The sequence below is a fragment of the Micromonospora sp. NPDC047644 genome, from assembly GCF_040704315.1.
Taxonomy (GTDB): Bacteria; Actinomycetota; Actinomycetes; order Mycobacteriales; family Micromonosporaceae; genus Micromonospora.
In genome coordinates this window covers 163,334-184,436 of the sequence record NZ_JBEYSY010000004.1, presented here as the reverse complement: position 1 = coordinate 184,436, position 21,103 = coordinate 163,334, and the positions used below count along the sequence as shown (strand labels likewise).

Here is a 21,103-nt window from a genome sequence, read left to right as displayed (position 1 = left end):
CAGCGACACCGATGGGTCAGCGCACCGGCACCCGGGCCGGATCACGGACGTCGTGCCGGCCGAGGGCGAAGCGCCGATAGACCTCGGCGTAGCCGCTCGCCATCCGTTCGACCGAGAAGTTCCCGGCCACGTGCGCCACGCAGTCCTCCGGGTCGAGTCGCTGCGCCGCCAGCAACGCCGCGGGTAGCTCCTCCGACCGCTCGACGACGAGCCCGGTCAGCCCCGGCCGCACCAGCTCCGGCACCGCACCCCGGTTGAGCGCCACCACCGGCGTGCCGGTGGCCATCGCCTCCAGCATCACCATGCCGAACGGCTCGTCCCACTGGATCGGCATGATCAGGCAGCGCGCGTCGACGAGCATCCGCAGCGTCGTCGCGCGGTCCGCGTTGAGCACCACTGTCACGTCCTCGTCGACCATCGGCGCGACGACCTGCTCGTAGTAGCGGCGCTCGGCCGGCTCGTTGCACTTGCCGGCCAACAGCAGGGGCAGTCCGGCCGCCCGGCACGCCCGGATGGCGGTGTCAGGGCCCTTGTCCGGGCTGAACCGGGCCAGCCACAGCACCGGCCCCGCGCCGGGCGTGTGCTTGCGCGGGAAACCGCGGATGTCGAGCGCGTTGTGCACGGTGCCGGCCCAGGGCAGGTCCGTGTTCAGCCGGCGCTGGGCGTGCGAGATGGCCACCAGCGCGACGCCCGCGTCGATGTCGCTCAGCACGTCGCCGTACTCCCCCACGGGGTTGCCGTGCACCGTCGCGACCGTCGGCACGGCCCGACGACCGGCGACCAGCGGACCGATCGTGGTGTGGTCGTGGATCACGTCGAAGTCGGCCGGGCTGATCAGCCGATTCACCCGGGCCAGGTGTGCCAGCTCGGGTAGTGACTCGCCGAGCCGCTCGTACTGGATCTCGGCCACCGTGGAGACGAAACCGTCGGCCGCCGTGCCGTGGTCACCTCCGGCGCCGAACAGGGTGACCGAGTGCCCCTGCCCGCACAGCGCGTCCACCAGGGCGGCGACGACCTGCTCAAGGCCGCCGTAGCCGGGCGGCGGAACTGACAACCATGGCGGAACCACCATCGCGATCCGCAACGATCGCTCCTCGGGGCGGCCCGCAGGCGAGTGGTTCACGGCCACGAGTCCTCCCCGTTGCTCCCCGGTACGGCGGCACCGCCGGTCGGCGGCGGTTTCCCGGTGGCGTCCCCGGTAAACCGGACATGGCGGACGACGATCACCCGCCCACCAGGAGTTGGTCGTGGACCACCCGCACCCCGGGCGCGGACCACGCCACCCGCTCGACCTGGTCGCGTTCCCACCAGGAGCGGACCACCCCGGCGAGGACCAGCGTGTCGCCGTCCACCTCGACGGTCACCCGCTCGCCGCCGAGCGTGCGCAGCAGCGCCCGCTGGACGTCCCGCCGCAGCCGCTCGGCGTCCGGTGGCGCCGCGGGTCGTACCTCGATCAGGTTGGTGATGCCCCGTACGCCGTCGAGCCGGCGCACCTCGCCCTCGGCGGCCCGCCGCTGCCACCCGAACTCGACCTCGCCGCGCAGCATCAGCCAGCCGTTGGCCACCGTCACGTCGAGCCGTTCGGCGGGCACGAAGCTGTCCCACTCCAGGGCGCGGGTGGCGGCGTCGGCGACCTCGGCGTCGGTACGCCCCGGGGTGCCCGGCAGCCGCACCTCCATCTCGTCGGCCACCGCCCGTACGCCCCGGACCCGCTGTGCGCACCGGGTCGCGGCCCAACCGCGCGCCGCACCGTCCACGAACCCGGTCAGGGTGACCACGCCCTGGTCGACGGTCACCCCGATCTCGTTCGGTTGCAGTTGGGGGTCCCAGGCCAGCTCGGCCAGGACGTCGCGTTGGATCCGCTGGTCCTCGCGGACATCCACCACCTCGGTCATGGCACGTCACCCCCGGTTCCGGTCGTCGCCCTGCGAACCTGCCGGGCGGACGGGTGACGGCGGTTCACCCGATCCGGGTGAACCGCCGTCCGGGCGCAAAGAAGCGGCGGGTGACGGAGCCGACCCCCTCGGCCCCGCCACCCGCCGCTGGCGGGAGGAAGCAGGTTCAGTAACTGGTCAGGACGTCTCGGCGAGCGTCACGGTCGCCGACTTCTCGACACCGTTGCGCTTGAACTGCACCTCGACCCGGTCGCCGACCTTGCCGGCCTGCACCGCGCCGACCAGGTCGTCCGAGTCGTTGACGGGCTTGTCGCCGAACCGGGTGACGACGTCGCCGCGCTGGAGGCCGGCCTTCTCCGCCGGGCTACCCGGGGTGACCGACGCGACGAGGGCGCCGCCGCCCTCGGCCGGGTTGACGCCGACCCCGAGTGACGGGTGGCTGACCTTCTCGCCACGCTGGAGCTTGCCGGCGACGTCCTTGGCCTTGTTGCTGGGGATGGCGAACCCGACACCGATGTTGCCGGTGCTCTGCCCGGAGGTCGCGATGGCGGTGTTGACGCCGATCACCTCGCCCCGGGTGTTGACCAGCGCGCCGCCGGAGTTGCCCGGGTTGATCGGGGCGTCCGTCTGGAGCAGGCCGGAGATCGAGCTGACCGCCTGGCCCTGCTGCTGGGTCGGGTCCTGCGGCTGACCCTCGCCGGCCCGGATGGTGCGGTCCCGGGCGCTGAGGATGCCCGAGGTCACCGAGCCCTGCAGACCGAGCGGGCTGCCCAGGGCGAGCACCTGGTCGCCGACCTGCATGGCGTCGCTGTCGCCGAACTTGGCCGGCTTGAGGTCGCTCACCCCGTTGGCCTTCACCACGGCCAGGTCGGTCTTCGGGTCGGTGCCGATGATCTTCGCGTCGGCGGTCTTGCCGTCGGCGAAGACCACCCGTACGGCGTCGCCGGCGGCGGACGCGACCACGTGGTTGTTGGTCAGCACGTACCCGTCGGCGCTGAGCACCACCCCGGAGCCCTCACCGCTGCCGGTGGTGATCGAGACGACGCTGTCCTGCACCGACGCGGCGATCTTCGGCAGGTCCGCGCCATTGATCACGGGAGCCGCGGAGTAGGTGCGGGTGATGCCGCCGCCGTCGCCGTCGAGGGCGAGCGCGAGCGCGCCACCGGCGACACCGGAACCGAGCATCAGGGCGAACACCGCGACGCCGGCACCGGCGAACTTGGCGATGCGACCCGGCCGGGGGCCGCTGCCGGGCGGCGCGACCTGCGGGCCCCACGGCGGGACCGGCTGGCCCGGGTGGTGCGGGTGCTGCCCGGGGTGCTGGGCGTGCTGCCCGGGGTGCTGCTGGTGCTGGGCGTACGGCATACCCGGCTGGCCCCCGCCGGCCCAGCCGGACTGCTGGCCCTGGTACCAGGGGGCACCGGGGTAGTGACCGGCCGGCTGCGGGTAGCCGGCCTGGCCGGGCGCCGGGTGACCGGAGACCGGGTACGGCGGCGCGGACGGCGTGGCGGCCGGACGCTCGTAGCCGGTCGACGGCTCGTAGCCGGTCGACTGGGCGGCGGCCGGCGGGCCGGCGGGCGCGGCGGAGCCGGGGTAACCGGCCGGGATGGCGGTGGTGGTCTCCGCGTCACCGGTGGTGGAGGCGACCGTCGGGTCGCCGCCGGTCGAGACGACCGGTACCGGAGTGGTCGGGGAGTCGGACTGCACGCGCTCGTCGCGCGGCAGCTCGGCGGTGGGGTGCGACGGCTCGGCGTCGGTGGGGGCCGGCCGGCGCTGCGGGTCGGACTCGAACTCGGTCATGGCACTACCTTCTCCCTCCGCACTGCAATCAACCTGGAACCGTCCTGGAAGTTGGCTGAAAGTCACTCCGCCGTGCCGTCGACCTGCGGCAGCAGCGGCAGCCGCACCCGGAAGGTGGCTCCGCCGCCGGGCGTCTGGGCCACCTCGACCGAGCCGTGGTGGGCGGCGACCAGCGCGGCCACGATGGCCAGGCCAAGGCCGGTCCCGGTGTTGCCGTCGGCTCGTCGGGTACGGGCCGCGTCGGCCCGGTAGAACCGTTCGAAGACGCGTTCCGCCTGCTCGGCCGAGAGACCGGGGCCGGTGTCGACGACCTCCACGACGGCGAAGCCCCCCGGTTCGGCGCGCAGCCGTACCCGGACCTCAGCCTCCGGTGGGGTGTGCGTGAGCGCGTTGGTGACCAGGTTGCCGATCACCTGCCGCAGCCGCGCGTCGTCGGCGGAGACGACGAGCGGGCCCGATTCGGGAGCGATCTCCAGCTCGATCCGCCGCTCCGGTGCCATCGCCCGCGCGGCCTGCACCGCGTCGGAGGCGAGCACCGGCAACTCCACCGGGGTCAGCGAGAGCGGCCGTTCCATGTCCAGCCGGGCGAGCAGCAGCAGGTCTTCCACCAGCAGCCCCATCCGGGACGCCTCGTCCTCGATCCGGCGCAACAGGCCGGAGGTCTGTTCCGGTTCACGCGCAGCGCCCTGCCGGTACAGCTCGGCGAAGCCGCGGATCGTGGTGAGCGGAGTCCGCAACTCGTGCGAGGCGTCGGCGACGAACTGCCGCATCCGCTCTTCGGAGCGGATGGCCCGCGCCTCGGACGCCTGAGCCGCGACGGCGGCATCCCGGGCGGCGCTCTCCGCCCATCGCGCGGAGGTCTCCGAGGCGGCTCGGGCGGTGAACGCCGCCTCGATCTGGGTGAGCATCGCGTTCAGCGCGCGCGACAGTCGGCCCAGTTCCGAGGTCGGCTCGGCCTGGCCCTCCTCCGGGTCGGGCACCCGGCGGGTCAGGTCGCCGCCGGCGATCGCGGCGGCGGTCTGTTCGATCTCGACGAGGGGCTTGAGGCTGGTCCGGACGATCGCGGCGCCGACCGAGGCCAGCATGATCAGCACTGCGCCGCCGACCAGGAGGTCTATCCAGACGAGCTGCTTCACCGCCCGGTCCACCTCGGTCAGCGGCTGACCCACGGCCAGCACCGAGCCGTCCGGCTGAGCGGCGTAGTAGACGCGCCACCGGGTGAGGCGATCGTGTGAGATGACGGTGCGCGGCTCGCCCTCCGCCGCCTCGAAGTCCCTGCGGGTGGCGGGGAACGTGGGCAGCTGTGCGGGGTAGAAGTTGCGCTTGTCGTACTGGGGGTCGTACACCTGCCGCTCGTCGGCCACGATCACGACGTAGTCGCTGGGCAGCATCGCGCCGACCTCACCGCTGCGCAACTGCTGAAGCACCTTGCCGAGGCCCTGGGCGGTCGACCGGACCTGCCCGTCGACCTGGCCCTCCAGGTAGTTGCGCAGGAAGTACGCGGTCAACGAGCTGATCACCAGTAGCGCGACGGCGACCAGCGCGAGCACCGAGGCGACCAGCTTCACCCGCAGCGGAACGCTTCGCACCCGCCCCTTCGCCTGCTGGACTGCGTTCACGCCGCCGGCTTGCGCAGGACGTACCCCACGCCGCGAAGAGTGTGGATCAGCCGGGGCTGGGTGGTGTCGACCTTGCGCCGCAGGTACGAGATGTAGGACTCGACGATGTTGTCGTCGCCACGGAAGTCGTAGTTCCAGACGTGGTCGAGGATCTGCGCCTTGGACAGCACCCGGTTGGCGTTGAGCATCAGGTACCGCAGCAGCTTGAACTCGGTCGGCGAGAGCTGCACCCGCTGGCCGGCGCGGTGCACCTCGTGGGTCTCCTCGTCCAGCTCCAGGTCGGCGAAGGTGAGCCGGGACGGGGCCTGCTCGCCGGTGGTGGTGCGGCGCAGCACGGCGCGGATCCGGGCGGTCAGCTCCTCCAGGCTGAACGGCTTCGTGACGTAGTCGTCGCCGCCCAGGGTCAGCCCACGGATCTTGTCGTCGGTGGCGTCCCGGGCGGTCAGGAACACCACCGGGGTACGCGTGCCGCCCTCGCGGAGCATCCGGATGACCTCGAAACCGTCGAGGTCGGGGAGCATCACGTCGAGTACCACCAGGTCGGGCCGATGGTCCTTGGCGGCGTTGAGCGCCGCGCTTCCACTTGTCGCGGTGGCCACGTCGAAGCCCGCGAACCGCAGGCTCGCGGAGAGCAGTTCGAGGATGTTGGGGTCGTCCTCGACGACAAGCAGTCGCGCCTCGGTCTGGGTAGCGGGCATGCGCCCATCATCGGTGACGTCACTGCGCCAGCGCTGGACGCTTCCTGCAAAAAGGCTGTGAGTCGCCGGACCGTCCGGTGACGCCGATCAGCGCAACAGGCGACGCATCCCGTCCAGGGCGCCGTCGAGCAGCCGGATCGCGGTGCGCAGCTGGGTGTCGCCGAACTGTCGGGCGCGAATCAGCCGGCCCACCTCGGCGGTGAACGCGGCCAGCCGCTGGTCGAGCTCGTCGAGCAGTTCGGCCTGCGGCCCGGCGGTCGACCCCGGCCTGGGCGGCGGTGCGGGCGTCTCCCACCGGGCCCGCCTGGTCTGCCGGGTGATGTCGCTCAACTCCCGCTTGAGGTCGCGGGCCGACCCGCGTACCTCGCTGCGGATCTCGCCGGCCAGGCTGGAGAGGTCCGCCACGGAGGCCGCGATGTCCGTTTCCAACGCTGTCAGCTCACCGGCCCGCTGGCGCAGCTCCGCCCGGCCGGCGTCGGTGATGTCGTACGTCTTGCGGCCGCCGGCCGCCGTGTGGCTGACCAGACCCTCGACCTCCAGCCGTTGCAGGCGGGGGTAGATGGTGCCGGCGCTGGGGGCGTACAGCCCGAGGAAGCGGTCCTCGAGCAGGCGGATCAGCTCGTAGCCGTGCTTGGGGCCGTCGTCGAGGAGCTTGAGCAGGTAGAGCCGGAGCCGCCCGTGGCTGAACACGGCGGTCACGGCAGCTCCTCTCCATCGTCGTCGACGGCTCGGGCGAGCAGGGCGATGCTCCCCGAGGTCGCGGAAGCCCAGAGCTTACCGTCGCCGGCGCCGAGCACTCCCTCGCTGCTGGGCAGCGGGAACGTCGAGCTGCGCAGCTGCGGAAAGCCGCTGGTGATCCGGCCGGAGGCGGTGTTCAACTGGACGGCGAGGTCGCTGTCCGCGCGGACCCGGACGGTGATGCTGCCCGAGATGGTGGTCAACCGGATCTCGCTGCGCCGGGGGTTGTCCAGATCGCAGGTGATGGCACCGGAGACGGTCTGGGCCCGCACCCGGTCGGCGGCGCTGTCGGCGAGGATCACCTCCCCGGAGACCGTCTCCACCGTGAGGTCACCGCTGACGCCGAGCGCCTCCACCGGGCCTGAGGTGAGCTTCGCCGAGGTGCTACCGCGCAGACCCATCAGGGTGATCTGGCCGGCGACGACGTGGGCGGTGGTCTGCCGACGCAGGCCGGAGGCGACCAGCGACCCCGCGACCAGGCCCAGGTCGGCGAGGACGTCGGCGGGCACGGCGACGGAGACGTCCGCCCGGGGGTAGCGGTGGATCATCCGGAAGAACCGCAGGACGTCCGACCAGCCCCGACCACGCTCCTGGCGGATGCTGAGCCGACCGTCGGTGTGGTCGATCAGGACCGGCCGACGGCCGACCTGGGTCACGTCGATCCGGGTCGGCCCATCGGTGGCGACCACGTTGAGCCGCCCACTGACCAGTCGAACGTCCAGCCGGACGACCGGAGCGTCCACGGTGAGCCGTTGCGGGCTCTCGACCGTCCAACCGGCCATGGCGTCCCCCTCTCGACGACGCGCGGAAGGCACGCCGAACAGAAGGAGACTGTAACGCGATACATCGCGACATCACAAGACTGTCGCGACTCTCGCTCCGCCGCGCGCCGGGCGCTCAGGCCGCCAGGTCCAGCTCCTGTTCGGTGTCCGGCCTCGGCACCGGGACGGCCGGGGTCACCGTCGGGACCGGCCGCAGCCGGGCCCGCGCCACGGCGCCCGCCGGGGGCACCAGGTGTACGGCCGACTCGGCGGCCCGGGCCAGCAACCGCCGGTCGGCGTTCCGGGCCGGGTGCAGCGCGGCGGCGATCGTCACCGAGACCACCAGGTTCCGCGTCGCGACGACCCGTGCCACCGAGCGCAGCAGGGTGTCCGCGCCGAGGAAGGCGGCTGCCGTGGTGGTCGACCCGGTGTCCGCACAGCGGTAGGTGAGCCGCAGCGGGACCACCGGGCTGCCCGTGTCGATGGCCGCCTGGAACGTCGCGGGCCGGAACCCACCGCCGGGGCGGCAGTCGGTGGCGTCGTTCCCGGCGCACCACGTCGTACCCTCCGGGAAGACCGCCACCGACCGCCCGGCGCGCAGCGCGTCGGCGACCCGGGCCACGGTCCTGGGCAGCGCCAGCGGCCGGGCGCGGTCCACGAAGACCGTGCCCGCCGCCGCGGCCAGCAGACCAACCACCGGCCAGGAGCGGATCTCCCGTTTCGCCACCATCCGGGTGGGCGCGACCGCCAGCACTGCCAGGATGTCCAGCCAGGAGGCATGGTTCGCGACCAGCAGCGCGCGCCGCCGGGGCAACCGACCCCGGACCACGAGGCGGACGCCGAAGGCGCGCACCGTGCTCCGCGCCCAGCCACGGACCAGCGCCTGCCGTTCCGGGGTGGGGAGCACCGGCAGCAGCGCCACCACCGCGATCCCGGCCAGCAGCATGCCGAGCACGGCGACCAGCCGGAGCACCCGGCGGGCCAGCGGCACCGCGGGCACCTCGCCGGCCGCTGGGAGGCAGTCGTCGTCGCAGCCCGAGGAGGGCCGCCACAGGTCGCCCGGCACGGCGCTCACCGCTGCTCACCGCCGAGGAAGTGCCGCAGGTAGCGCGGGTTCATCCGGTCCATGGAAAAGAGGACGTAGAAGTCCGCGCACCCGAAGTCGCTGTCGTAGGACGGCTCGCCGCAGATCCACGCGCCGAGCCGGAGGTAGCCCCGCAGCAGCGGCGGAACCGTCACCCGCCCGGCCGGGGCAGCGGCGACCGGGCCGGCGGCAGCCGCCCGGGCGAACCAGGGCCGCAACGGGCGGACCCGCAGCGGCGGTGGCGACAGGTGCCGGGTCTGGGCCTGGGTCCACACCTCGGCCACCGTCCGCCCGCCGTCAGCCACCGGCACCGAGGCGCAGCCGCCGAGCCAGCGGGAGCCGCGCAGGTGCAGGTACCGGACGATGCCGGCCCACATCAGGTTGATCACCGCTCCGGAGCGGTGGTCCGGGTGCACGCAGGACCGGCCCGCCTCGACCAGGTCGTCGCGGAGCGGGTCGAGCGGGCTCAGGTCGAACTCGCCCTCGGCGTAGCGCCGGCTGGTGCGCCCCGGCGGCAGCAGCCGGTACGTGCCGACCACCTCGCCGGTGCTGTCCTCGCGGACGATCAGGTGGTCGCAGTACGCGTCGAAGGGGTCCACGTCCAACCCGGCCTCGCCGGGGAGGAGGGTGGCGCCGAGCTCGGTGGCGAACACCTCGTGGCGCAGGCGTTGCGCGGCCGCGACCTGGGTGGGGTCGTCGGCGATCAGCAGGGTGTATCCGCTGGTCTTCAGGGGTGCGCCAGCGGCATGCAGAACGGCCATGGGATCTGTGTAAGGGCCCGGGTTGCCATTCACGGGGACCACTGGTGTCGGCAGGATGAACGCCGGCCGGCAGATGGTTCTCACCGCGACCGTGCGAGGCTGCGGTACGGCCCGGCGACGACGCCGGCACGCCCCACCGGAGGCCGACTATGCGCATCGAATCCCGCTACAACGGGCCCGCCGGTTCCGGCAACGGCGGCTGGAGCGCGGGGATCTTCGCCGCCGAGGCGGGCGGCGGCGGGCCGGTCGAGGTGACGCTGCGTCGGCCACCACCGTTGGAGACCGAGCTGACGCTTGTCGACGGCGAGGTGCGCGACCCGGCCGGCGAGCTGGTGGCCGAGGTACGCCCGGCCGGGATGATCGACGCCGTCGTACCCCCGGTCGACCTGGAGACGGCGGTCGCCGCGGCGGCCCGCTACCCCGGCCTGGCCGAGCATCCGTTCCCCACCTGTTACGTCTGCGGGCCGCAGCGCGCCGACGGACTGCGGATCTTCCCTGGCCGGCTGCCGGACGGGCGGACCGCCGCACCGTTCCGCGCGCCCGCACGGGTCGGCGCGGCAACGGTCTGGGCCGCGCTGGACTGTCCCGGTGGTTGGGCGGTGCTCGCGCCGGGCCGCCCGTACCTGCTGGGCCGGATCGCCGCGGTGGTCGCCGCGCTGCCCGCGCCGGGCGACGAGTGTGTGGTGACCGGCGAGTTGCTGCGCGTCGATGGGCGCAAGGCGCTCGTGCACACCAGCCTGTACGGCCCGGACGGGTCGTTGCTCGGCGCGGCGCGGGCAACCTGGATCGCCCGCTGAATCCGGTCCGTAGTCCGCAGGGATGAGTCACCTCCGCCCCGCGACGGAGGCGAACGTACCGACCGCGCCTGATTGACCTTGTTGCCACGGGCCGTCACGCTGTGCCACGGCGTACCTCGACGCCACACACGGGAGGAGAACGATGACTGACGGGCAGCGAAGCCCCACCAACGACGGTCAGATCGTGGTGTCCGGTCTGACGAAGCAGTACAAGAACGTCCGGGCGGTGAACAACCTGTCCTTCACGGTGGCGCCGGGACGGGTGACCGGCTTCCTCGGCCCGAACGGCGCAGGCAAGACCACCACGCTGCGCATGCTGCTGAACCTGGTCACGCCGACCGCCGGCACGGCCACCATCAGCGGCCAGCGGTACACCGACCTCGCCACCCCGCTGCGTCAGGTCGGGGCGGTGCTGGAGGCGTCCAGCGCGCACAAGGGCCGCACCGGCATCAACCACCTGCGGGTGATCTGCGCGGCGGCCGGGCTGCCCAAGCAGCGGGCCGACGAGGCGCTGGCCCTGGTCGGGCTGACCCCGGCGGCGAAGCGAAAGTTCAAGGGTTACTCGCTGGGCATGAAGCAGCGGCTCGGCATCGCCGCCGCGATGCTCGGTGACCCCCGCGTGCTGATCCTCGACGAGCCGGCCAACGGGCTGGACCCGGAGGGCATCCGGTGGATGCGTGGGTTCCTCAAGAACCTTGCCCACGAGGGTCGTACGGTGCTGGTCTCCAGCCATCTGCTGTCGGAGATGCAGTTGCTGGCCGACGACGTGGTGATCATCGCGGCCGGGCAGTTGGTTCGGCAGGGTCCGGTCGACCAGGTGCTCGGGTCGATGGCCCAGGGCGCCAGGGTCCGGGTGCGCACCCCGCAGGCCGAGGTGTTGACCGCCGCCCTGAAGGCGCAGTCGGCGACCGTCGAGACCGACGAGCAGGGTGTGCTGCTGGTCGGCGGGGTGGACGCCCCGACGATCGGCCGGTCCGCTCTCGCGGCCGGGGTCGAGCTGCACGAACTGACCACCGAACGGCCCGATCTGGAACGGGTCTTCCTGGAGCTGACGGCCGGAAAGGCGGGCATCCGATGAACCTGGTCCGATCCGAGCTACTCAAGATCCGTACCACCAGCACCTGGTGGTGGTTGGCCATCGGCGCGCTCCTCTCGATCGCACTGGCCTTCGCGGTCAACGCGTGGTTGGCCGTCACGGCGCTCGGCGGTGACGCCGAGAACATCGGCGTCAGCCCCGAGCAGGCGACCGCGCCGGCGCAGGCGGCGAACCTCTACACCTCGGGCCAGTACCTCGGGCTGATGTTCGTGATGCTCATCGGCATCCTGATGGTCACCAACGAGTTCTTCCACCAGACCGCGACCACGACGTTCCTGACGACCCCCCGGCGTACGTCGGTCATCGTCAGCAAGCTCGTCGCCGCCAGCCTGCTGGGCTTCATGTTCTGGCTGGCCACCACGCTGATCGACCTGGCCGCCGGCGCGATCTTCCTGTCCGCGAACGACTACGGCACTCAGCTCGGTGAGTGGCCGGTGCAGCGGGCGCTGCTGTTCAACCTGCTGGCCTACGCCATCTGGACGATCCTCGGGGTGGGCATCGGCACGCTGATCACCAACCAGCTCGGAGCGGTGATCACGGCGGCGGTGCTCTATCTGATCGGCACCCAGGTGGTGGGTCTGCTCTTCCTGCTCCTGTCGAACCTGCTCGACAGCGAGGCGGTGCTCAAGTGGCAGGTGATCTGGCCCGCTGTGGCGTCCCAGGTCATGATCACGGAGGGCACCTCGGAGTTCACCCCGTCCTGGTGGGTCGGTGCCCTGGTGCTGATCGGCTACGCGCTGGTCAGTGGAGTCGTCGGAATCCTGCTCACCCGACGGCGCGACATCGCCTGACGGCGTCCGCGACCCCGGGGCGGCAACGAGCTGCCGTTCCGGGGTCGGGCGTCCGCTCGGCGTCCGGGCCCTGGTGCTACCAGTTCGACACGGTGTGCGCAGGCGTTGCTGAACTTCTGGCATCTTCTGTGAAACCGGCCACGGGACCGAGGCGGAAATGCCTGCGGGATCGGTACGGCGTAGCCTGGGAGCCGTCTAGTCCGTGCTCCTCATCGGGCGCGACGGACCCACCGCGTGCCACACAACCCGCGTGAAAGAGGCGATTACCGGCCGTGTCGACCCAGCAGACTTCGCAGGAGAACCCACTGGCGGGTTTCGGCCCGAATGAGTGGATCGTCGAGGAGATGTACCAGCGCTACCTCGCCGACCCATCGAGCGTTGATTCGGCCTGGCACGACTTCTTCGCCGACTACCGACCGGCACCGGGAGCGGCCACCCCGCGCGGCGCCGAGTCGTCGGACAAGCCGGCCGCCGCCCCGGAGCCGGACGGTCAGCCGGAGGCAGCCGCCACCGTCACCCAGCCGAGCGCCCCGGCCAAGCCGGCCACCGCGAGCAAGTCGGCCGCCGCCCAGCCGGCGCCGGCCAAGCCCGCCGCCCCCGTCACGCCGAAGGCCGCGCCGGAGAAGACGCCGGAGAAGGCCGCTGCGGCCAAGCCGGCCGCCAAGGCCGCCGCGCCGACCGCCGAAGGCCCGCAGACCACGCCGTTGCGGGGCGTCGCCGCGAAGATCGTCCAGAACATGGACGCCTCGCTGAGCGTGCCCACCGCGACCAGCGTTCGCGCGGTCCCGGCGAAGCTGCTGGTGGACAACCGCATCGTGATCAACAACCACCTCGCCCGTGGGCGGGGCGGCAAGGTCAGCTTCACCCACCTGGTCGGCTACGCGCTGGTCCGGGCGCTCGTCGCGCACCCGGAGATGAACAACTCCTTCGCCGAGGCGAACGGCAAGCCGGCGGTGGTCCGCCCGCCGCACGTCAACCTCGGCATCGCGATCGACCTGGCCAAGCCGGACGGCAGCCGCAACCTGGTGGTCCCCTCCATCAAGGGCTGCGAGCAGATGGACTTCCGGCAGTTCTGGCAGGCGTACGAGGACGTGGTCCGACGGGCGCGGCGCAACGAGCTGACCATGGAGGACTACTCCGGCACCACCATCTCGCTGACCAACCCGGGCGGCATCGGCACCGTGCACTCGATGCCGCGGCTCATGCAGGGGCAGAGCGCGATCATCGGCGTCGGGGCGATGGAGTACCCGGCCCCCTACCAGGGGATGTCCGAGGCCACCCTCGCTGAGCTGGCGGTCAGCAAGATCATCACGCTGACCAGCACGTACGACCACCGGATCATCCAGGGCGCGCAGTCCGGCGAGTTCCTCAAGGTGATGCACGAGCTGATCCTGGGCGAGCACGGCTTCTACGACCAGATCTTCACCGCGCTGCGCATCCCGTACGAGCCGGTGCGCTGGATGCGCGACGTCGCCGTCAACTCCGAGGGTCAGATCAACAAGACCGCCCGGGTGCACGAGCTGATCCACGCCTACCGGGTGCGCGGTCACCTGATGGCCGACACCGACCCGCTGGAATTCAAGATCCGCAAGCACCCCGACCTGGACGTCCTCCAGCACGGGCTCACCCTGTGGGACCTGGACCGCGAGTTCCCGGTCAACGGCTTCGCCGGCCGGCAGCGGATGAAGCTGCGCGAGATCCTCGGCGTGCTGCGCGACTCGTACTGCCGCCGCGTCGGCATCGAGTACATGCACATCCAGGATCCGGAGGAGCGGCGCTGGGTCCAGGAACGGATCGAGCGCAAGTACGAGAAGCCGTCCGCCGACGAGCAGAAGCACGTACTCAACCGGCTCAATGCCGCCGAGGCGTTCGAGACCTTCCTGCAGACGAAGTACGTCGGCCAGAAGCGCTTCTCGCTGGAGGGCGGCGAGTCGCTGATCCCGCTGCTCGGCGAGGTGCTGGAATCCTCCGCCGAGAACGGGTTGGACGAGGTCGTCATCGGCATGGCCCACCGGGGTCGGCTCAACGTGCTGGCCAACATCGTCGGCAAGCCGTACGAGAAGATCTTCTCGGAGTTCGAGGGTCACCTGGACCCGCGCTCGACGCAGGGCTCCGGCGACGTGAAGTACCACCTGGGTCAGAACGGCAAGTTCACCACCCCGGACGGCGAGCACGCGGTCAAGGTGTCGGTGGTGGCCAACCCGTCGCACCTGGAGGCCGTCGACCCGGTGCTGGAGGGCATCGTCCGGGCCAAGCAGGACCGGATCGACCTCAAGCTGGAGGGCTACACCGTGCTGCCGCTGGCGGTGCACGGTGACGCCGCCTTCGCCGGGCAGGGCGTGGTCGCCGAGACGCTCAACCTGTCCCAGCTGCGCGGCTACCGCACCGGCGGCACCGTGCACGTGGTGGTGAACAACCAGGTCGGCTTCACCACCGCACCGGAGTACAGCCGGTCCAGCCTCTACAGCACCGACGTGGCCCGGATGATCCAGGCACCGATCTTCCACGTCAACGGTGACGACCCGGAGGCAGTGGTCCGGGTCGCCCGGTTGGCCTTCGAATACCGGCAGACGTTCAACAAGGACGTCGTGATCGACATGGTCTGCTACCGCCGGCGCGGGCACAACGAGGGCGACGACCCGTCGATGTCCAACCCCCAGATGTACAAGATCATTGACTCGAAGCGCTCGGTCCGCAAGCTCTACACCGAGGAGCTCATCGGTCGCGGTGACATCACCGTGGAGGACGCGGAGGAGCTGCTGCGCGACTACCAGGCGCAGCTGGAGAAGGTCTTCAAGGCCACCCGGGACGCCGCCTCGGCCCCGCGCCAGCTCAACCGCCCGCGCCGCGAGGAGGAGCCGGAGCCGCAGGTCGACACCGCCACCGACGCGTCGGTGGTCAAGGCCATCGGTGAGGCGCACATCAACCTGCCCGAGGGCTTTACCCCGCACAAGCGGATCCAGCAGCTGCTCGACCGGCGGGCCAAGATGTCCGTCGAGGGCAACATCGACTGGGGCTACGGCGAGATCATCGCCTTCGGGTCGCTGCTGCACGACGGGGTCACCGTCCGGCTCGCCGGTCAGGACTCGCGTCGCGGCACCTTCGTCCAGCGGCACGCCTCGGTTGTCGACTCCCGCACCGGCGACGACTACCTGCCGCTGAAGTCACTCACCGGCGACGGCGAGCGCTCCCGGTTCTTCGTGCACGACTCACTGCTCAGTGAGTACGCGGCGATGGGCTTCGAGTACGGCTACTCGGTGGAGAACATCAACGCCCTGGTCGCCTGGGAGGCCCAGTTCGGCGACTTCGTCAACGGCGCCCAGTCGGTGATCGACGAGTTCATCTCGTCCGGTGAGGTGAAGTGGGGCCAGCGCTCCGCGGTCACCCTGCTGCTGCCGCACGGCCACGAGGGTCAGGGCCCGGACCACACCTCCGGCCGGCCGGAGCGGTTCCTGCAGATGTGCGCCGAGGACAACATGCGGGTGGCCATCCCGACCACCCCGGCGAACTACTTCCACCTGCTGCGCCGCCAGGCCCTGTCGCCCAAGCGCAAGCCGCTCGTGGTGTTCACGCCGAAGTCGCTGCTGCGGCACAAGCTCTGCGTCTCGTCGGTGGAGGACTTCACCACCGGCACCTTCCAACCGGTGCTGCGCGACACGGCCGCCCCGGCGCCGGAGGCGGTGAAGCGGGTGCTGCTCTGCTCCGGCAAGGTCTACTACGACCTGTTCCAGGCCCGGCAGGAGCGCGGCGTCACCGACACCGCGATCCTCCGACTGGAGCAGCTGTACCCGCTGCCGGTGGAGGAGATCCGGGCCGCCCTGGCGCAGTTCCCGAACGCGGAGGACTTCGCCTGGGTGCAGGAGGAGCCGGCCAACCAGGGTGCCTGGTCGTTCGTCGCGCTCAACCTGCTGGAGCACCTCACCGACGTTCGGCTGCGGCGGATCTCCCGCCCGGCCGCGGCCGCCCCGGCGGTCGGCTCGGCCAAGACCCACGAGGTCGAGCAGAACGCGCTGATCGAGGCGGCTCTCCCCCGCCCGTGACCTGACCCGCGCCGCGCGAGCCGGGGCAGGGCCGTTTCCCACGGTCCTGCCCCGGCTCGCGTCGGTCCATCCGATCACCGACCCGCCCGGTTCGCGCCGGGCCGAGCACGAGGACGTACGCCGTGTACTTCACCGACCGTGGCATCGAGGAGCTGGTCGAGCGCCGGGGCGAGGAGCAGGTGACCCTGGAGTGGCTCGGCGAGCGCCTGCGCGACTTCGTCGACCTCAATCCCGACTTCGAAACCCCCATCGAGCGCCTAGCCACCTACCTCGCCCGCCTAGAAGACCCCGACGACGAAGACGCCTAACCCGCTCCCACCCACCCCACCCCCACCCACCCCACCCCCCGCGCGTTGATCATGAAGTTAGCCGCGCGTGTCGTCGGCGTGTCGGGCCATAACTTCATGATCAACGGGGTGGTGGGGCCGGGCCCCGGGTTCGGAGGGGTTGGAGGGGCCGGGTGGGGGCCGTGGCGATCTTCTAGGGTGGGGTTGTGGCTCGGAGTGTTTACCTGACCAGCGTGGGGTCCGGCGGGGGCAAGTCGACGATCGCCCTCGGGTTGGCGGAGTTGCTGTCCCGCCAGGTCGGGCGGATCGGCGTGTTCCGGCCGTTGGTGGCCGACACCGGCCAGGACCCGATCCTCGCCCTGCTGAGCGAGCGTTACCGCGTCGAGGTGCCGCTGCCCGAACTGGCCGGGGCGAGCTACGCCGAGGCTTCGGCACTGGTCGCCGACGGCCGACGGGAGCAGCTCATCTCCGCCATCGTCGAGCGCTACCGGACGGTGGAGCGGCAGTGCCCGGCGGTGGTCGTGGTGGGCAGTGACTTCGACGAGCCGGGCGACCCGGCCCATCCCCGGGAGCTGGCCTTCAACGCCCGGCTGGCCACCGAGTTCGGCAGCGTGGTGGTGCCGGTGGTGGACGGCTTCGGGCAGGAGCCGGCGGCTGTCGCGTCGGCGATGCGGGGGGCGTACCACGATCTGGCCGACCTCGGCGCGACGGTGCTCGCGGTGATCGCCAACCGGGTCACCGAGCCGATGACGCTGCCCGAGCTGCCGGTCCCCGCGTACGCCATCCCGGAGGTGCCGACCGTGTCCGCGCCGACGGTGGCCGAGGTGGCGGCGGCGCTCGGCGCCACCCTGCTGGCCGGGGACGACGCCGCGCTCGGTCGCGACGTGCTGGACTTCGTGGTCGGCGCGGCACACGTGCCGACCCTGCTGGGTCACCTCACCGAGGGCGCGCTGGTGATCACTCCCGGGGACCGGGCCGACCTGCTCGTCGCCGCGAGCGCCGCGCACGTGGCCGGACAGGTGTCGGTGGCCGGACTGGTGCTCACCCTCGGCGAGCAGCCCGACCCGAGGGTCATGCGGCTGGTGGAGGGGCTCAACACCGGGTTGGCGGTGCTCTCCGTTCGCACCGACAGCTTCGACACGGTGGCCGCGTCCAGTCGCATCGAGGGCCGGCCCAGCGCGAGCAATCCCCGAAAGGTGGAGGCGGCGCTCGGCGCGTTCGAGCGCTGTGTGGACACCGACGACCTGGCCCGTCGGCTGCGGGTCAGCCGGTCGGCGCGGGTCACCCCACTGATGTTCGAGAACGAGCTGATCGACCGGGCCCGCTCGACGCCCCGGCACCTGGTGTTGCCGGAGGGCACCGACGAGCGGATCCTGCGGGCCGCGGAGATCCTGCTACGGCGTGGAGTGGCCGAGCTGACGGTGCTCGGCCGGCCGGACGACATCGCCCGACGCACCCGGGAGTTGGGCATCGACCTCGGCGACGTGCGGGTGGTCGACCCGGGGGCCAGCGAGTGGCGCGACGACTTCGCCGCCGAGTACGCCCGGCTGCGCGCCCACCGCGGCGTCACCGCCGAGTTGGCGCACGACATCGTCGCGCAGCCGAACTACTTCGGCACGCTGATGGTGGCCACCGGCCGAGCCGACGGCATGGTCTCCGGCGCCACCCACACCACCGCCGCGACCATCCGGCCGGCGTTCGAGATCATCCGTACGCTGCCGGACGTCTCGGTGGCCTCCAGCGTCTTCTTCATGCTGCTCGCCGACCGGGTGCTGGTCTACGGGGACTGCGCGGTCAACCGCGACCCGGACGCGGCCCAGCTCGCCGACATCGCGATCTCGTCGGCCGACACCGCCGCCCGGTTCGGCATCGAGCCCCGGGTGGCCATGCTGTCGTACTCGACCGGCAGCTCCGGCGCGGGCGCCGACGTGGAGAAGGTCGCCGCGGCCACCGCGCTGGTCCGGCAGCGCCGGCCCGACCTGCTGGTCGAGGGGCCCATCCAGTACGACGCGGCGATCGACCCGGCGGTGGCGGCCACGAAGCTGCCCGACAGCCCCGTCGCGGGGCACGCCACGGTCTTCATCTTTCCGGACCTGAACACCGGCAACAACACGTACAAGGCGGTGCAGCGCTCGGCCGGGGCGGTCGCCGTCGGCCCGGTCATGCAGGGCCTGCGGCGGCCGGTGAACGACCTGTCGCGGGGTGCCACGGTGCCGGACATCGTCAACACCGTGGCGATCACCGCCATCCAGGCCGCCACCGAGGAGGCGTCGTGAGTCGGGTGCTGGTGCTCAACTGCGGGTCGTCGTCGGTGAAGTGGCGTCGCTACGACGGTGACCAGGCACTCGACCACGGCACCGTCGAGCGGATCGGTGAGCCCGGTGGCGGCCCGGCGGACCACGCCGAGGCGGTCCGGCAGATCCTCGACGGGCTGGACCTGACCGGGCTGACGGCGGTCGGACACCGGGTGGTGCACGGGGGCCGGACGTTCAGCGCGCCGGTGCTCGTCGACGACGCGGTGCTGGCCGCGATCAAGGATCTGGTGCCGCTCGCCCCGCTGCACAACCCGGCCAACCTGGCCGGCATCGAGGTGGCCCGCGCGGCGCTGCCGGACGTACCGCAGATCGCCGTCTTCGACACCGCGTTCCACCACACCCTGCCGGAGGCCGCCGCGACGTACGCGATCGACCGGGACACCGCCGAGCGGTACGACATCCGCCGGTACGGCTTCCACGGCACCTCGCACGCGTACGTGTCCCGGCGCGCTGCGGAGATGCTGGGCCGCCCGTACGAGCAGGTCAACACGATCACCCTGCACCTGGGCAACGGGGCCAGCGCCTGCGCGGTGGCGAACGGCCGCAGTGTCGCCACCTCGATGGGCATGTCCCCGTTGCAGGGGCTGGTGATGGGCACCCGCAGCGGCGACGTGGACCCGACCGTGATCTTCCATCTGCGCCGGGAGGGCGGGCTGTCGGTGGACGACATCGACGACCTGCTCAACCACCGCAGCGGCCTGCTCGGGCTGACCGGCGTCAACGACATGCGCGAGGTGCTCGAACGCCGGGCCGCCGGTGACCGGGCGGCGGCGCTGGCCTTCGACGTGTACTGCCGGCGCATCACCGAGTACGTCGGGGCGTACTACGCGCTGCTCGGCCGGGTCGACGCGATCGCCTTCACCGCCGGCGTCGGCGAGCACGCCGCGCCGGTGCGGGCCGCCGCGCTGGCCGGCCTGGGCCGGCTCGGCATCACAGTGGACGACGCCCGCAACGACGGCGAGGGCGACCGCTTCATCTCGCCGGACGGCGCCGAGGTGAGCGTCTGCGTCATCCGCACCGACGAGGAGCGGGAGATCGCCCGGCAGACCCGGGACGTGGTCGGGGCGGCCGGACACCACTGAGGCGCGCACCCCCGGGAGGCCCGAGGGTGCGCGCGAGTCGGTGAAGCCCATTCAGTGCCGGGGTCAGGCAAGCGGTTCGGTCAGCCGGGCGGTTCGGTCAGCCGGTCGCCAGCCAGGCGACGAGTGCCACCAGCACCACGACGACCACTGCCGCACCGACGATGAGCGGCAGGCGGGACGGAGCCTCCGTCGGCGTCGCCTCCGGCGTCTGGTTGAAGGCGCGGAACGCCTCGGTGTTGCCGCTGGGGTCCGTGTAGTTCTCAGGCATGTCGGTGACCCTAGCGAAGCTGGTCACGCGGCACCGTCCCCGGCCCGCCGCGTCCCAGGGGTGGACCCGGCCGGCGGAGGAGACCCGACCGGGTGGCGGGTGCACGCGAGCCGGACGGCGGGGACGCTACGCCCGCCCCGGCACCTACCGTGGAACGATGGGGGCGGGCCGGCTGATGGCCGTACTGGTGACAGCGCTGCTGGCCGGTTGCGCGCCGGCCACCGCCGTGGCTGGCGGGGCCACCGGGCCGGCGTCGGCGCGCCGGGCGCCCGAGGGGTCGTACGCCGTCGGCGTGCATACGCTCACCCTCGATCCGCGCTCGGCGCGCCCGCTGCCGGTGACGATCTGGTACCCGGCGTCGACCGGTCAGGTGGCGGCCGGACGGTTCCCGGTGGTGATCTACAGCCACGGGCTGGGCAGCCGACCGGAGCTGCACGCCGGCCTGACCACCCGATGGGCGGCAGCCGGTTTCGTGGTGGCCGCACCCGCGTATCCGCACACCCGACAGGGTGCCCCCCACCTCACCCGGGCCGACGTACGTCACCAGCCGGCCGACGCCTGGCGACTGATCCGGCATCTGGGCGACCTCGACCGGAGCCCCGCCGATCCCCTCGCCGGGCACCTCGACCTGACCTCGGTCGCCGCCGCCGGGCACTCAGCGGGCGGCTTCACCACCTCCGGCATGTTCAGCGCGGGCCACGTGGCCCGGCTACGCGCCGGGATCGTGATCGCCGGTGGTGGGCTGCCGGGCAGCTTCGCCGGGCCGGCCGCGCCGGTGCTCTTCGTGCACGGCACCGCGGACCCGGTGGTGCCGGTGACCGTCGGCCGGGCCGCGTACGCGCGCACCCGCGGGCCGGCCGCGTTCCTCAGCCTGCTCGGCCAGGACCACGGCGCGTACCTCACGCCGGGCCACCCGGGCTTCGCCCCGGTCCTCGCCACCACCACCGACTTCCTCCGCTGGACCCTCTACGACGACCGGGCCGCCGGTGCCCGCCTCCCCGCCGACGCCCACTCCCCCACCCTGACGCGTTACGAGTCCCGCCCGCCCCACTGACCCGATCGGCACCGGTA

18 protein-coding genes are annotated in these 21,103 nt (G+C 72.2%); 8 read left to right on the top strand and 10 right to left on the bottom strand.

Translation table 11 applies throughout. The features are described 5' to 3' along the window. Positions 1 to 16: 16 nt before the first annotated feature. The 9 genes from AB0877_RS08665 to AB0877_RS08625 form a co-directional block, all read right to left on the bottom strand. Entirely contained in the window at positions 17 to 1,072 is a 1,056-nt protein-coding gene (locus tag AB0877_RS08665; protein ID WP_366608133.1) for a glycosyltransferase family 4 protein, read from the bottom strand. A 151-nt stretch (positions 1,073 to 1,223) separates the two neighbouring features. Then, positions 1,224 to 1,895, bottom strand: coding sequence for a BON domain-containing protein (locus AB0877_RS08660; protein ID WP_366607964.1), 672 nt, complete (start codon positions 1,893 to 1,895; stop codon positions 1,224 to 1,226). Positions 1,896 to 2,072: 177 nt separating this feature from the next. Continuing rightward, complete coding sequence (locus AB0877_RS08655; RefSeq protein ID WP_366607962.1) at positions 2,073 to 3,695, bottom strand: trypsin-like peptidase domain-containing protein; 1,623 nt, start codon at positions 3,693 to 3,695, stop codon at positions 2,073 to 2,075. A gap of 62 nt (positions 3,696 to 3,757) precedes the next feature. Then, positions 3,758 to 5,314 carry a HAMP domain-containing sensor histidine kinase gene (locus tag AB0877_RS08650; protein ID WP_366607960.1) on the bottom strand — a complete coding sequence of 519 codons (1,557 nt, stop codon included), beginning with the start codon at positions 5,312 to 5,314 and terminating at the stop codon, positions 3,758 to 3,760. Beyond that, a complete protein-coding gene (locus AB0877_RS08645; RefSeq protein WP_030336721.1) occupies positions 5,311 to 6,012 on the bottom strand; it encodes a response regulator transcription factor in 702 nt (233 codons plus the stop codon). The genes AB0877_RS08650 and AB0877_RS08645 overlap by 4 nt, the downstream gene beginning before the upstream one ends. An 87-nt stretch (positions 6,013 to 6,099) precedes the next feature. Continuing rightward, on the bottom strand, positions 6,100 to 6,711 hold the full coding sequence (locus tag AB0877_RS08640) for a PadR family transcriptional regulator (protein WP_366607957.1): 612 nt from the start codon (positions 6,709 to 6,711) through the stop codon (positions 6,100 to 6,102). Next, positions 6,708 to 7,532 (bottom strand): DUF4097 family beta strand repeat-containing protein, encoded by an 825-nt coding sequence (locus tag AB0877_RS08635; RefSeq protein WP_366607955.1) that lies wholly within the window; start codon positions 7,530 to 7,532, stop codon positions 6,708 to 6,710. The genes AB0877_RS08640 and AB0877_RS08635 overlap by 4 nt, the downstream gene beginning before the upstream one ends. Positions 7,533 to 7,647: 115 nt before the next feature. Further along, positions 7,648 to 8,586 (bottom strand): lysophospholipid acyltransferase family protein, encoded by a 939-nt coding sequence (locus tag AB0877_RS08630; protein WP_366607953.1) that lies wholly within the window; start codon positions 8,584 to 8,586, stop codon positions 7,648 to 7,650. Then, positions 8,583 to 9,356 (bottom strand): GNAT family N-acyltransferase, encoded by a 774-nt coding sequence (locus AB0877_RS08625; RefSeq protein ID WP_366607951.1) that lies wholly within the window; start codon positions 9,354 to 9,356, stop codon positions 8,583 to 8,585. Before AB0877_RS08625 ends, AB0877_RS08630 begins: the two co-directional genes overlap by 4 nt. Before the next feature lie 149 nt (positions 9,357 to 9,505). Here AB0877_RS08625 and AB0877_RS08620 point away from each other — a divergent pair, with 149 nt between their 5' ends. From AB0877_RS08620 to AB0877_RS08590, 7 genes are all read left to right on the top strand, one after another. Further along, entirely contained in the window at positions 9,506 to 10,153 is a 648-nt protein-coding gene (locus AB0877_RS08620) for a hypothetical protein (RefSeq protein WP_366607949.1), read from the top strand. Positions 10,154 to 10,295: 142 nt separating this feature from the next. Continuing rightward, positions 10,296 to 11,231 (top strand): ABC transporter ATP-binding protein, encoded by a 936-nt coding sequence (locus AB0877_RS08615; protein ID WP_366607947.1) that lies wholly within the window; start codon positions 10,296 to 10,298, stop codon positions 11,229 to 11,231. Then, positions 11,228 to 12,040 carry an ABC transporter permease gene (locus AB0877_RS08610; RefSeq protein ID WP_366607946.1) on the top strand — a complete coding sequence of 271 codons (813 nt, stop codon included), beginning with the start codon at positions 11,228 to 11,230 and terminating at the stop codon, positions 12,038 to 12,040. The genes AB0877_RS08615 and AB0877_RS08610 overlap by 4 nt, the downstream gene beginning before the upstream one ends. A gap of 272 nt (positions 12,041 to 12,312) precedes the next feature. Beyond that, positions 12,313 to 16,080 (top strand): multifunctional oxoglutarate decarboxylase/oxoglutarate dehydrogenase thiamine pyrophosphate-binding subunit/dihydrolipoyllysine-residue succinyltransferase subunit, encoded by a 3,768-nt coding sequence (locus AB0877_RS08605; RefSeq protein ID WP_366607944.1) that lies wholly within the window; start codon positions 12,313 to 12,315, stop codon positions 16,078 to 16,080. 122 nt (positions 16,081 to 16,202) lie between these two features. Continuing rightward, complete coding sequence (locus AB0877_RS08600; RefSeq protein WP_355008138.1) at positions 16,203 to 16,388, top strand: DUF6104 family protein; 186 nt, start codon at positions 16,203 to 16,205, stop codon at positions 16,386 to 16,388. A gap of 185 nt (positions 16,389 to 16,573) precedes the next feature. Further along, positions 16,574 to 18,643: a phosphate acetyltransferase gene (gene pta, locus AB0877_RS08595; RefSeq protein ID WP_366607942.1), complete on the top strand. Its 2,070-nt coding sequence runs from the start codon at positions 16,574 to 16,576 to the stop codon at positions 18,641 to 18,643. Then, on the top strand, positions 18,640 to 19,764 hold the full coding sequence (locus AB0877_RS08590) for an acetate kinase (RefSeq protein ID WP_366607940.1): 1,125 nt from the start codon (positions 18,640 to 18,642) through the stop codon (positions 19,762 to 19,764). Before pta ends, AB0877_RS08590 begins: the two co-directional genes overlap by 4 nt. Before the next feature lie 97 nt (positions 19,765 to 19,861). On the opposite strand, the gene AB0877_RS08585 is transcribed toward AB0877_RS08590, so the two are convergent. Continuing rightward, positions 19,862 to 20,032, bottom strand: coding sequence for a hypothetical protein (locus tag AB0877_RS08585; RefSeq protein ID WP_366607938.1), 171 nt, complete (start codon positions 20,030 to 20,032; stop codon positions 19,862 to 19,864). Between the two features lie 157 nt (positions 20,033 to 20,189). On the opposite strand from AB0877_RS08585, the gene AB0877_RS08580 reads away from it, so the two are divergent. Further along, a complete protein-coding gene (locus tag AB0877_RS08580; RefSeq protein ID WP_366607936.1) occupies positions 20,190 to 21,086 on the top strand; it encodes an alpha/beta hydrolase in 897 nt (298 codons plus the stop codon). The last annotated feature ends 17 nt before the right edge of the window (positions 21,087 to 21,103 follow it).